At 41.4% G+C, this 12,381-nt stretch carries 10 protein-coding genes; 8 read left to right on the top strand and 2 right to left on the bottom strand.

Annotation, left to right across the window (positions count from 1 at the left end; translation table 11 throughout):
• On the bottom strand, window positions 1–196 hold a 196-nt coding region (locus tag ADF62_RS11245; protein ID WP_049532295.1), incomplete at its 3' end, for a hypothetical protein.
• Between the two features lie 170 nt (window positions 197–366).
• Here ADF62_RS11245 and cls (ADF62_RS03020) point away from each other — a divergent pair.
• From cls (ADF62_RS03020) to smc, 8 genes are all read left to right on the top strand, one after another.
• Complete coding sequence (cls, locus tag ADF62_RS03020) at window positions 367–1,917, top strand: cardiolipin synthase (RefSeq protein WP_179944329.1); 1,551 nt, start codon at window positions 367–369, stop codon at window positions 1,915–1,917.
• 80 nt (window positions 1,918–1,997) lie between these two features.
• Entirely contained in the window at window positions 1,998–2,510 is a 513-nt protein-coding gene (locus ADF62_RS03015; protein ID WP_048788048.1) for a GNAT family N-acetyltransferase, read from the top strand.
• Window positions 2,511–2,640: 130 nt separating this feature from the next.
• Window positions 2,641–4,215: a cardiolipin synthase gene (cls, locus tag ADF62_RS03010; protein WP_048788047.1), complete on the top strand. Its 1,575-nt coding sequence runs from the start codon at window positions 2,641–2,643 to the stop codon at window positions 4,213–4,215.
• A 15-nt stretch (window positions 4,216–4,230) separates the two neighbouring features.
• Window positions 4,231–4,884 (top strand): DNA alkylation repair protein, encoded by a 654-nt coding sequence (locus ADF62_RS03005; RefSeq protein WP_003096842.1) that lies wholly within the window; start codon window positions 4,231–4,233, stop codon window positions 4,882–4,884.
• Window positions 4,885–5,179: 295 nt separating this feature from the next.
• Window positions 5,180–6,256 carry an aspartate-semialdehyde dehydrogenase gene (locus ADF62_RS03000; RefSeq protein ID WP_048788046.1) on the top strand — a complete coding sequence of 359 codons (1,077 nt, stop codon included), beginning with the start codon at window positions 5,180–5,182 and terminating at the stop codon, window positions 6,254–6,256.
• 334 nt (window positions 6,257–6,590) lie between these two features.
• A complete protein-coding gene (gene dapA, locus ADF62_RS02995) occupies window positions 6,591–7,526 on the top strand; it encodes a 4-hydroxy-tetrahydrodipicolinate synthase (protein WP_013990425.1) in 936 nt (311 codons plus the stop codon).
• A 156-nt stretch (window positions 7,527–7,682) separates the two neighbouring features.
• Window positions 7,683–8,372 (top strand): ribonuclease III, encoded by a 690-nt coding sequence (rnc, locus tag ADF62_RS02990; protein ID WP_003094778.1) that lies wholly within the window; start codon window positions 7,683–7,685, stop codon window positions 8,370–8,372.
• 2 nt (window positions 8,373–8,374) lie between these two features.
• Complete coding sequence (gene smc, locus ADF62_RS02985; protein ID WP_048788045.1) at window positions 8,375–11,908, top strand: chromosome segregation protein SMC; 3,534 nt, start codon at window positions 8,375–8,377, stop codon at window positions 11,906–11,908.
• Between the two features lie 274 nt (window positions 11,909–12,182).
• On the opposite strand, the gene ADF62_RS10960 is transcribed toward smc, so the two are convergent.
• Window positions 12,183–12,371: a hypothetical protein gene (locus ADF62_RS10960; RefSeq protein ID WP_160312376.1), complete on the bottom strand. Its 189-nt coding sequence runs from the start codon at window positions 12,369–12,371 to the stop codon at window positions 12,183–12,185.
• Between the last annotated feature and the right edge of the window lie 10 nt (window positions 12,372–12,381).

Here is a 12,381-nt window from a genome sequence, read left to right as displayed (position 1 = left end):
CAGAAATCGGTAATTCGTTAGAATTCGATTTCGTCGTCCCACCTCCGCACAGTTGAGTAGGGCTGTAAAAGCTGATGAAATCAGCGTAGTAGAGCCCACTCAACCACTGCGTCTTTCTCGACAATCCAAAGACAAATTGAGAGGCTAGGACTTTTGTCCCAGCCTCATAATTTTGAGAAACATTCGTAAAATCCATTTGTTTCGGTAATCCATTTCGTCCTATATGTTAGTTCCTTTCAGATAAATGTGGTGTTTATCTGAGACTAGCCTAGATGGCTTTTTCTGTCTAGCTTAATTTTACAAATTTGGTTATAATAAGATTAATTAAAAAGGGAAAGGAGTCATGCTATCAAAAACGAAGCTAAAATTGAACGTCTTTATGATAAGAGTCGTCGCGGCTTTCTTCGTGGAATCTTTAGTCGTGCTACGATTATCTTCTTGATCATCTTACTGCAGCTTGTTGTTGTGGCCATGTCTTACCTCTGGTTGCATCAATATAGGATACACCTGCAAGTTACAGAAGTAGTCCTTCGTATTCTGGCCATTATTTATCTCTTTCAAAGTGATATGGAATCAACAGCCGTCAATACTTGGCTCCTGATAGTCTTGCCTTTTCCAATTATCGGAACCTTGCTCTTGGCTTATACGAAACTTGATATAGGTTACACAGGGATGAAGCGTGCTATTCAGAGCAATATTGACCGCAGTTCTGGTATTCTGAAACAAGATAATCAGGCCCTCGAAGAGCTTAAACAGCGTCACACCAGCAACTATAACTTGGTCCAATATCTTGAAAATGTGAACGGTTCCTTTCCAGTTTATCGTCACACGAAGACGACCTATTTCCCAAGTGGTGAAGCCAAGTTTGAGGAAATGAAGAAACAGCTCCTTAAAGCAGAGAAGTACATTTTCTTGGAATATTTCATCATTGGTGAAGGTGAAATGTGGGGTGAAATCCTAGCAATCTTGAAACAAAAGGTTCAAGAAGGGGTGGAAGTTCGAGTCCTGTATGACGGTATGAATGAATTTTCAACTTTGAGTTTTGACTATAAGAAACGATTGGAAAAAATTGGCATTCAATCTCGTGTTTTTGCCTCTGTAACACCTTTCTTGTCGACCTATTACAACTATCGTGACCATAGAAAAATCTTGCTGATTGATGGTAAGGTTGCTTTTACAGGTGGGGTTAATCTAGCAGATGAGTATATCAACAAAATTGAGCGTTTTGGCCATTGGAAAGATACCGCACTTATGGTTGAGGGGCCAGCAGTCGATACTTTCTTAGTCCTCTTCCTTCAGATGTGGACTTACTCTCATGAAACACTGGATGTGACCCACTATATGGTTGAACATGAGGCCTTCGATACTCCTGGTTTTGTTGTCCCTTACGGGGATATCCCACTTGATAAAGATAAGGTAGGTGAGAATGTTTATATTGATATCCTAAACCATGCGCGTGATTTTGTTCATATCATGACACCTTATCTTATTTTAGATGGTGAGTTACTACATGCTTTGAAGTTTGCGGCTGAGCGTGGGGTAGACGTCAGTATCATCATGCCTGGTATTCCTGATAAAAAGTCAGCTTACTACCTAGCTAAGACTTACTACCCAACACTGCTAGCCTCCGGCGTTAAAATCTATGAGTACACACCTGGATTTATTCATGCAAAGGTCTTTGTAAGTGATAATAGTCGGGCTGTTGTAGGAACGATTAATTTAGATTACCGAAGTCTATATCATCATTTTGAGTGTGCGACCTATCTCTATAGGACTTCTTCGGTTCTTGCTATTGAGGAAGATTTCCAAGCGACAAAAGACCAGTGTCGCCGAGTCAGCACGAATGACGTTAAAAATCTTCCATTCCATCAAAAGGCCCTAGGTTTATTGACCAAACTAGTTGCGCCATTGATGTAATGTTAATTTCTGTAAGAAGAGGGTTGAGCCCTCTTCTTTTATAGTTTAAAATAAAGAAAATGAAGTCGAAGGAGAAAATGATGTTAACCATTCGTCCAGTTAACTTGGCTGATGCGCAAGCTATTCAGACCATCTATGCACCTTATGTTGAGAAGACAGCCATAACCTTTGAATATGAGGTTCCCAGTGTTCAAGAGTTTGAAAAACGTATTAGCAAGACGATTGAAAAATACCCTTATCTAGTAGCAGAAGAGGATGGACAAGTTCTCGGCTATGCTTATGCTTCAACCTACTATGCTCGCACAGCCTATGATTGGACGACAGAATTGTCTATCTACCTGAATGAAGGTGCGCGTGGTCGAGGTCTGGGAAGTCAGCTCTATGATGCTCTTGAAGAGGAACTTGAAAAACGAGGATTCTTACGTTTCCTAGCCTGTATTACAGTTCCGAATGAGGCTAGTATTACCATGCATGAAAAACGAGGTTATGTCCAAGTGGCTCATTTTCCAAAAGTTGGTTACAAGTTTGATCGATGGCACGATATTGTCTGGATGCAAAAGACCATAGATGGACCTGTTAGAAAGATACAGTAGGTGTCCCATCAATCTTAAATCGCAATGGCTAATTATCCCTGTCTTTTGCATATGCTAAAATGTTACTAATAAAATCACTGGGAGAGACCGAAAAGTTTGTGGTGGTCTCCCATACATGAAAGGAACCTATATGACTCAAGTAACCAGTGCTAGACTGTTACCCCAAAAGCCCTCCAGATGGGCAAAAAGTCTTCTTAATCGCAAGGTACCTATTTTCCTGTTCTTCTTACTGGAATTGGTTTTTCTCGTTTTCTCATATCTCAGTCTACAAGAGCATTTTCCATCCATAATCTTATGGGAACACTTGTTGAGTGTTTTTACCTTCTTTTATTTGCTGAATCGTTCTATGGATTCTCGTTCCAAATTATCCTGGCTGATTATCATTGCTCTTTTCCCAATTTTTGGGACAGCCTTGCTTTACTTTTCACTTGCTGATTTGGGTGTGAGACGGTTGAAGAAACGACTTGAGGATGCTACAGTGCAAGCTTCTAATTATTTAAGCACCGATCCAGAAGTAGCTGATTATTTATCTCATGGTGATCGTCAACTACAGCGTTTAGCTTATTTTCTGGAGCATAGTCCAGCTCAGTTTTCTATCTACAGAGATACTGAGGTGACCTATTTTCCACTTGGAGACGACATGCTTCCAGCACTGTTGGAGGATTTGAAAAAGGCAGATCGGTATATTTTTATGGAGTATTTCATCATTGACGAAGGTATCATGTGGGGTGAGATTTTAGCCATTTTGGAGGAAAAGGCCAAGGAAGGCCTGGACGTTCGCGTCATGTTTGATGGGATGAATGAGATGACTACCTTGTCCTACGATTATATTGAGCGACTACACAAGGTTGGCATTAAAGCCCAGGCCTTCTCACCAGTCAAACCCGTTCTATCAACCTATTACAATTACCGAGACCATCGAAAGATTACAGTGATTGATGGTCAAGTTGCTTATACTGGTGGCGTTAATATCGCTGACGAGTATGTTAATAAACGAGAACGCTTTGGTCATTGGAAGGACACAGCCCTTCGTTTAGATGGTTCAGCAGTTCAAACGCTAAAAGCTCTCTTTTTGACCATGTGGACAGTGACTGGAATAGAGGATAAAACGGATGTGGAGTACTATCTACAAGAAAAACCTCAACAAAGAAAGAGTCAAGGCTTTGTACTCCCTTATGGCAATTCACCGCTGACCTACCACAAGGTTGCCGAAAATGTTTATTTACATCTTCTAAATACATCAACTAATTATGTCTATATCATGACGCCTTATCTGATTTTGGATGACGAATTGGTTCGAGCCATGACCTTTGCGGCCAGACGAGGTGTTGATGTTCGTATCATTATGCCAGGAATTCCGGATAAACAGTATGCCTTTGATATTGCGACTACCTATTTTAAAGCCCTCTTGGAGGCTGGCGTCCGTATTTTCCGTTATACCCCAGGCTTTGTCCATGCAAAAGTTTATGTTTCTGATGCCAAACAAGCTGTGGTAGGTACCATTAATACTGATTACCGGAGTCTCTATCAAAATTTTGAAGATGGGGTCTATCTCTATAAAAATCTGGAAGTCCTTAACATTGAACAAGATTTTGAGAAAACCCAGGCACTCTCAGAGGAAGTCACTCTGGAAAGTTTGTCTAAAATACCTATGGCTCATCGTCTAGGCGGCTATCTCTTTTCTCTGATTGGACCTTTGATGTAATATAGGAGTGTTCATATGGATGCAAAAATTCTTTTGAAACTGTTAGAAGACCAGGCTGATCCAGCAAAAGTCCCAGCTATGGAAGCTTATATGAAAAATAAATTCAGCTTTCTTGGCGTTCAAAAACCAATTCTCAAAAAGATTGAAAGAGAGTTTTTTAAGCCTTTCATAAAGGATCCAATTGATTGGACTTTTGTGGAAGAGTGTTGGCAGCAACCTTACCGTGAGTTTCAATATATTGCTATGGATTATCTGGATAAAAAGAAGAAGGAGCTTAGACCTGAAGATTTTCCAAAGCTGAAGAAATTGGCTCAAACCAAATCATGGTGGGACAGTATAGATCAATTGGACCGTATCATCGGGGAGATTACTTTTTACTACCCAGAAACCAAGAATATCATGCGTCAATGGAGTCTGGATGAGGATTTTTGGTTGAGACGTATTGCCATCGACCACCAGCTTATGCGTAAAGAACTGACTGATATAAACCTCTTAGCTGAGGTTATCTGTAATAACTTTGGACAGACTGAGTTTTTCATTAACAAGGCTATCGGTTGGAGTTTGCGCAATTACTCAAAGGTAAATCCTGATTGGGTTCGAGCTTTTATTAATCAACATGCTAGTCAAATGGCATCTCTTAGCATTCGTGAGGCAAGTAAGTATTTATAAAAATCAAGAGCTTGACTCTGTGATCTATTATGCTAAAATAGGAGTATGCGATGAGTCGATTGGCTCTTTAGAGCCTTTTGCGCTGAGGAGGTCTACATTAGATTGTAACGCAGGAGCGGACCTTGAGTAGTTGTGTGAACCTGCTACTCTCATCGAAAGATGCCTCTTATCCCTTGCCGTTTGGTAGGGGATTTTTCTTTATTCTTGGCTTTTTTACCCTTTTCAACTGGACTTAAACGTAGTATAATAGATTCACTAAACTAAATTGATAGAAAATTCCGAAAGAGGTTTTACTATGGGATACACAGTTGCTGTTGTCGGTGCTACAGGTGCCGTTGGTGCTCAAATGATCAAAATGTTGGAAGAATCAACACTTCCAATCGATAAGATTCGCTACCTTGCGTCTGCACGTTCTGCAGGGAAAGTCTTGCAGTTTAAAGGTCAAGACGTGACCATCGAAGAAACGACTGAAGACGCATTTGAAGGTGTAGACATTGCACTTTTCTCAGCTGGTGGATCTACCTCTGCTAAATATGCACCATACGCTGTTAAAGCCGGTGCAGTAGTCGTTGATAACACATCTTACTTCCGTCAAAATCCAGATGTGCCATTGGTTGTACCTGAGGTCAATGCACATGCGCTTGATGCTCACAACGGTATTATCGCTTGTCCTAACTGTTCAACTATCCAAATGATGGTTGCCCTTGAGCCAGTTCGTCAAAAATGGGGCTTGGACCGTATCATCGTGTCAACTTACCAAGCTGTATCAGGTGCTGGTATGGGAGCAATCCTTGAAACACAACGTGAGTTGAAAGAAGTTTTGAATGACGGCGTTAACCCACGTGATGTTAAAGCTGAAATCTTGCCATGTGGTGGTGATAAGAAACACTTCCCAATCGCCTTCAACGCCTTGGCTCAAATCGACGTCTTCACTGAAAATGACTATACTTACGAAGAAATGAAGATGACAAACGAAACTAAGAAAATTATGGAAGACGATAGCATTGCTGTATCAGCAACATGTGTGCGTATTCCAGTCTTGTCAGCTCACTCAGAGTCAGTCTACATTGAAACAAAAGAAGTGGCACCAATTGGCGAAGTGAAAGCTGCTATTGCAGAATTCCCAGGTGCAGTCCTTGAAGACGACGTTGCTAACCAAGTCTACCCACAAGCTGTTAATGCTGTAGGTTCACGTGATACATTCGTCGGACGTATCCGTAAAGACTTGGATGCTGAAAAAGGTATCCACATGTGGGTTGTTTCAGATAACCTTCTTAAAGGTGCCGCTTGGAACTCAGTCCAAATCGCAGAAACACTCCACGAACGTGGATTGGTTCGCCCAACTTCAGAATTGAAATTTGAATTGAAATAGGAAGCGAAGCAGAAATCAGTAACTCGAAGGGTTTGATTTCGTAGTTTTACCCCCGCACAGTGGATTAGGAAGTACGAATGTTGCAGACATGAGTAGTTCCAATCAAGCACTGCGTTATGATTCAGAAAACAGTAAGGATTTAGTGTTGGATTCAAATACTATAATCAAGCTGGATCCTATAAAGCAGAGAGACTTCTCTCTGTTTTTTTGTTTATTAGCCATCAAATTGAAACAGTCAGTCCTACCGTTTTCAGAAAATTGTTAACTTATCTGTCTGTCTGGTCAAAATTATGGTAAAATGGAAAGGATTAGAAAACGGTTGAAGGAGAATATTATGTCAATTGATCAATTAAGAGATGTCAAACTGATCACAGCCCTTATTACACCTTTCCACGAAGATGGCTCAATCAATTATGATGCCCTTCCAGAATTGATTGAGCATCTTTTGGCTCACCATACAGAAGCTCTTCTTTTGGCGGGAACAACGGCTGAAAGTCCAACACTTACTCACGATGAGGAGTTGGAACTCTTTGCGGCTGTTCAGAAAATTGTTAATGGACGTGTGCCATTGATTGCAGGTGTCGGTACCAATGATACACGCGACTCTATCGAGTTTGCTAAAGAAGTTGCCAAATTTGGTGGTTTTGCAGCTGGTCTTGCTATCGTGCCTTACTACAACAAGCCATCACAAGAAGGTATGTACCAACACTTCAAAGCTATTGCGGATGCTTCTGATTTGCCAATTATCATCTACAACATCCCGGGTCGTGTGGTTGTTGAAATGGCTCCTGATACCATGCTTCGGTTGGCTGAACATCCAAATATCATTGGTGTTAAAGAATGTACCAGTCTTGCCAACATGGCCTACCTTATCGAACATAAACCTGAAGATTTCTTGGTTTATACCGGTGAAGATGGAGATGCCTTCCACGCAATGAACCTTGGAGCTAATGGTGTTATCTCAGTAGCCTCTCATACAAATGGTGATGAGATGCATGCCATGCTTGAAGCTATTGAAAATAGTGACCTCAAAACAGCAGCAGCTATCCAACGTAAATTCATTCCTAAAGTTAACGCTCTCTTCTCAGTACCAAGTCCTGCACCTGTCAAGGCTGTTCTAAACCATCTTGGTTTCGAAGTTGGACCACTTCGTTTGCCATTAGTTGCATGTACTTCAGAAGAAGCTAAACGTATCATCAAGGTTGTCCTTGAAGAAGATGTTGAAGCAACACGTGAGACAGTTACAGGTGTCGTTCGTCCAGATTATTAAGAAAATGAAGTTGAGTATAATACTCAGCTTTTTTAGTGCAATAGTTTAATTGTCACTAAATCAGCAAATATAGGCTCTAAAAGCAGTTTTCCATCATGAAAATCTGCTTTTTTTGATATAATTGTAGTTAGTGTGTTTGAATAGAAAGGAAGTTTTATGAATCAACTTGAACAAAAACTTGAGCAGGACTTTGGTATTGTTTTTAACCAAAAGGATCTCTTAGAAACTGCATTTACACATACCTCATATGCCAATGAGCACCGCCTCCTAAACATTTCACATAATGAACGTTTGGAATTTTTAGGAGACGCGGCTCTGCAACTAGTCATTTCTGTTTATCTTTACAAACGCTACCCTAACAAGCCAGAGGGGGAAATGTCTAAGATGCGCAGCACTATCGTTCGTGAAGAGAGCTTAGCCGGATTTTCGAAGGCTTGTGGTTTCGAGCAGTATATTCGTCTTGGTAAAGGTGAAGAAAAATCTGGTGGCCGTGAACGTGCCACTATTCTTGGTGACCTCTGGGAGGCCTTCCTTGGAGCCCTTTATCTGGATCAAGGTTTGCCTGCTGTTGAGAAATTTTTGAATCAGGTCATGATTCCTCAGGTTGAAAAGGGAAACTTTGACCGAGTAACAGACTATAAGACGGCACTTCAAGAGCGTCTTCAGGTTAATGGTACGGTTGATATTACTTATACTGTTATTGACGAGTCTGGACCAGCTCATGCCAAAGAATTTACTATGCAGGTAGCTGTTGATGGTAAAGAACTCAGCACAGGTCTTGGAAAATCTAAGAAATTAGCTGAACAGGCAGCGGCTAAGGCTGCCCTTGAACAACTAGGAAATTAAGCATGTATTTGAAATCAATTGAAATGCAGGGCTTTAAATCCTTTGCGGACAAGACGCAAGTCGTCTTTGACAAGGGAGTAACAGCCGTTGTAGGTCCAAATGGATCGGGAAAATCAAATATTACAGAGAGTCTACGCTGGGCACTGGGTGAATCCTCTGCCAAGAGTTTGCGTGGGGGCAAGATGCCTGACGTTATTTTTGCGGGGACAGAGGTTCGTAAGGCTCTCAACTATGCGGAAGTGGCAGTCACTCTTGATAACAGTGACGGCTTTATCGCGGGTGCTGGTGAAACCATTCGTGTGGAGCGTCACATTTATCGAAACGGTGACAATGATTATTTGATTGAGGGCCGTAAGGTTCGTCTGCGTGATATTCATGACCTTTTCATGGATACAGGTTTAGGGCGTGATTCTTTTTCCATTATTTCCCAAGGTCGTGTTGAGGCTATTTTTAATGCCAAACCTGAAGAACGCCGCGCTATTTTCGAAGAAGCAGCAGGGGTTCTCAAATATAAGACACGTAAGAAAGAAACGGAAAGTAAGCTTAATCAAACCCAAGATAACCTTGATCGTTTGGAAGATATCATCTACGAGCTGGACGGTCAGGTTAAACCCCTTGAAAAGCAAGCTGCGACTGCCAAACGTTATTTGGAATTAGATGAAGAGCGTAGACAGACTCAGCTTAATCTTTTGGTCCACGATATTGAAATTGGTAAGTCTGAGTTGAGTCAGACCCAAGAGGATTTGGCAGAGGTCAAGGAAAAATTAACCAGCTATTATGAGGAACGCCATCATCTAGAGACTGAAAATCAAGAACTCAAGCAAAAACGCCATCAAATTTCAGAACAAATTTCTTCTGACCAGCAAACCTTGGTGGATGTCACACGTCTTATTAGTGATTTTGAGCGTCAAATTGATCTTTATACCATGGAGAGTCAGCAGCGTTCAGAGAAAAAAGAAGAGACAGCATCTCGTCTCAGTGAGTTAGAGAGTTTGAAAGCAGAAGCTCAGGCATCACTTGATAAGGTTAACCAAAGGAAAGTTAAATTGGATGCTGAATTGAATACTATTGCTCAGGAGCTGACTGCCATTCAAAAAGATTTGGAGCAATTTTCTGATGATCCAGATACGCTTATTGAACGTTTACGTGAGGATTATGTTGGTCTGATGCAGGAGGAAGCCAAGGTTTCCAATAGTTTGACTCAGGTCACCCACGACATGGACAGTCAGACACAAGCGCTTGAGGCACAAGCTGAAGAATTTAAACAAGCTCAAGCCGATTTGCTCTCCGCTCAGGAAGTGGCTAGCGAAACCCAAAAAGCTTATCAAGTAGCCAAAGAGAGTCTTCAAAGTCTTTTAGCTAGTTACAAAGAAAAGGCTCAGGTTTATCAAGCTATTGATAAGGACTATCAAGAGGCTCAAAAGCAGATGTTTGACCTCATGGATCACCTTAAAAGTAAAGATGCCCGTCGTCAAAGTCTTGAATCTATTCAAAAAAATCATTCTAATTTCTATGCAGGGGTTAAGGCTGTCCTTCAAAATGCCCAGTCCATTCAGGGAATTATTGGTGCTGTCAGTGAACACTTGACCTTTGATACGCGTTATCAGACAGCTCTTGAAATTGCTATGGGAGCTAGCGGGCAAAATATTATTGTTGAGGACGAAGGGGCTGCTAAGCGTTCGATTGACTACTTGAAACGTAATCGTCAAGGTCGTGCGACTTTCTTGCCGTTGACCACTATTAAACCACGTCAACTTAATGGACAATTTGCTCAAAGTCTTGCCAATGCACCAGGCTTTATTGGTATGGCTTCCGATTTGGTTACCTATGAAGAACGCTTATCTAATATTTTACAAAACCTCCTAGGGGTTACGGCAATCTTTGATACCATTGACAATGCTAATAAGGCTGCTCGAGCTGTTCGTTTCCAAGTACGTATGGTTACTCTTGATGGGTCTGAGATCCGTCCCGGTGGTGCCTTTGCTGGTGGTACCAACAAACAAAATAATAATCTCTTTATCAAGCCTGAACTGGATGCATTGACTGCTGAAATTAACCAGATCAAGGTCCAATTAAGTGATAGTGAAGCCAAAGTTGAAGCCCTTAAGACCAAACGTAAGGCTCTACAGAAAGAGCTAGATGATCTTAAAGTAGATGGTGAAAATGCTCGTCTTCAGGAGCAAAAACTAGATTTAGAACACCAACAAGCCCTGTCAGAGGTGGAGAAAAATCGAACCCTAGTGGATAGTTTCAAACAGGATTCTCAGGGAACTGATGGAGCAAATCTTCAAGATAAGGCTGAACAATTTAAAGCAGAGTTAGCACAAATTGCATCCAAGCGTGAGGCCATTAATGACCGTATTGAGGCTATTAAGGAAGACAAAGACGCTCTTGGCCAACAAAAACAGGTTCTCTTAGACAAGCAATCTGAACTTCAGTTGAAGGAACGTGATTTGCAAGCAGAATTGCGTTTTGCTAAGACAGAAAGTAATCGTCTTCAAGCCGACTTGTCTGAGTTAATGAAGGAATCGGATAATCTTCAAGCGCTCCTTAATAACCAGGTCAATGATGACCAAACTGATCGCCTTCCGCATTTGCAAGCACAGCATAAAGAAGCTGTCCAACGTAAGGACGATTTGGAACAAGCTCTTGTCCGTGCCAAGATTCAGCTGCAAGATTACGAAGGTCAGTTGGAAGATTTGGAGGAGCGTTTGGCTAAAGCAGGTAATCGTAATGAGAACTTGATTCGTCAGCAGACTCGCCTGGAAGAGCGTGAAAGTCAGATTAGTCAATCGCTTCGTAAGTTTGCGACTCAGTTAGCTGAAGATTACCAGATGACACTTGAAGTCGCCAAAGGTCAGGCTTGTCCTCTTGACAATGTCGACCAAACTCGCCAGAATCTGCAAGGTCTTGAGCGTTCGATTAAGGCTCTGGGTCCTGTCAATGTGGACGCTATTGCTCAATTTGAAGAGGTTAAGCAACGTCTTGATTTCTTGAACGGACAAAAGGATGATTTGCTCGAAGCTAAGAGTCTCCTTCTGAATACCATAAATGACATGGATGATGAAGTGAAATCACGCTTTAAAGCAACTTTTGAGGCTATCCGAGAAAGCTTTAAACAGACCTTTACCCAGATGTTTGGTGGAGGTTCTGCCGACTTGATTTTGACCTCAGACAATCTCCTAGAGGCTGGGGTAGAAATTTCTGTGCAGCCACCAGGTAAGAAAATTCAATCACTTAACCTTATGTCAGGCGGTGAAAAGGCCTTGTCAGCTTTGGCTCTTCTCTTTGCCATCATTCGTGTTAAGACTATACCTTTTGTAATCCTTGACGAAGTAGAAGCGGCTTTGGATGAAGCTAATGTTAAACGCTTCGGGGACTACCTTAATCGTTTTGACAAGTCTAGTCAATTTATTGTGGTTACCCACCGTAAGGGAACCATGTCAGCAGCAGACTCTATTTATGGGGTGACCATGCAGGAATCAGGTGTCTCAAAAATTGTTTCAGTTAAACTAAAAGACCTCGATTTTGACTAAAAATAGATTATATGTTCATGAAAGATAGTTGATAGCTTTATCACTATCTTTTTTATAGTCTCAAAAAAATTGAAATAACTTTCAGAAAAAAATAAGGTTGCCGCGTCTATTTTACTGCTCATCTTTTTCAGTTTGAGACTAGGCTTGTTTGATACGGGCATTGACCATTACCTGAATGATTTTTCCAAAAAGAATAGTTTCAAAAATACCTTATTGAATTGACGTAACTGTAGGCACTTGAAAGCACAACTAATTTTTGATAGAATGGTGGTAATTAAATAGAAGTCGTAGAGACTAGTAACCTTATAGAAATTGACAGGGATTGGGGGCCATGGACTGGAAGCCTCCTCAAGGGAAGTTTGGCGAATTCACTCATGAAAACGGCTGACGAATCAAGGTCTGGGAAACCAGATAAAAAACGGATGGTACCGCGTGTCAACGCTCCGGGTTGGAGTTCTGGCATGTGGTTTTTT

The organism is Streptococcus sp. 1004_SSPC, assembly GCF_001069025.1.
GTDB classification, from domain to species: domain Bacteria; phylum Bacillota; class Bacilli; order Lactobacillales; family Streptococcaceae; genus Streptococcus; species Streptococcus vestibularis.
This window is presented reverse-complemented; position numbering and strand designations above follow the sequence as displayed.

What these genes read in the sequence shown, in the direction of transcription:
- ADF62_RS03005 (WP_003096842.1), top strand. Translation starts at nt 4,231, where the DNA reads ATGGATGCAAAAATTCTTTTGAAACTGTTAGAAGACCAGGCTGATCCA.
- ADF62_RS10960 (WP_160312376.1), bottom strand. Translation starts at nt 12,371, where the DNA reads ATGCCAGAACTCCAACCCGGAGCGTTGACACGCGGTACCATCCGTTTT.
- rnc (WP_003094778.1), top strand. Translation starts at nt 7,683, where the DNA reads ATGAATCAACTTGAACAAAAACTTGAGCAGGACTTTGGTATTGTTTTT.
- ADF62_RS03000 (WP_048788046.1), top strand. Translation starts at nt 5,180, where the DNA reads ATGGGATACACAGTTGCTGTTGTCGGTGCTACAGGTGCCGTTGGTGCT.
- smc (WP_048788045.1), top strand. Translation starts at nt 8,375, where the DNA reads ATGTATTTGAAATCAATTGAAATGCAGGGCTTTAAATCCTTTGCGGAC.
- ADF62_RS03015 (WP_048788048.1), top strand. Translation starts at nt 1,998, where the DNA reads ATGTTAACCATTCGTCCAGTTAACTTGGCTGATGCGCAAGCTATTCAG.
- cls (WP_048788047.1), top strand. Translation starts at nt 2,641, where the DNA reads ATGACTCAAGTAACCAGTGCTAGACTGTTACCCCAAAAGCCCTCCAGA.
- dapA (WP_013990425.1), top strand. Translation starts at nt 6,591, where the DNA reads ATGTCAATTGATCAATTAAGAGATGTCAAACTGATCACAGCCCTTATT.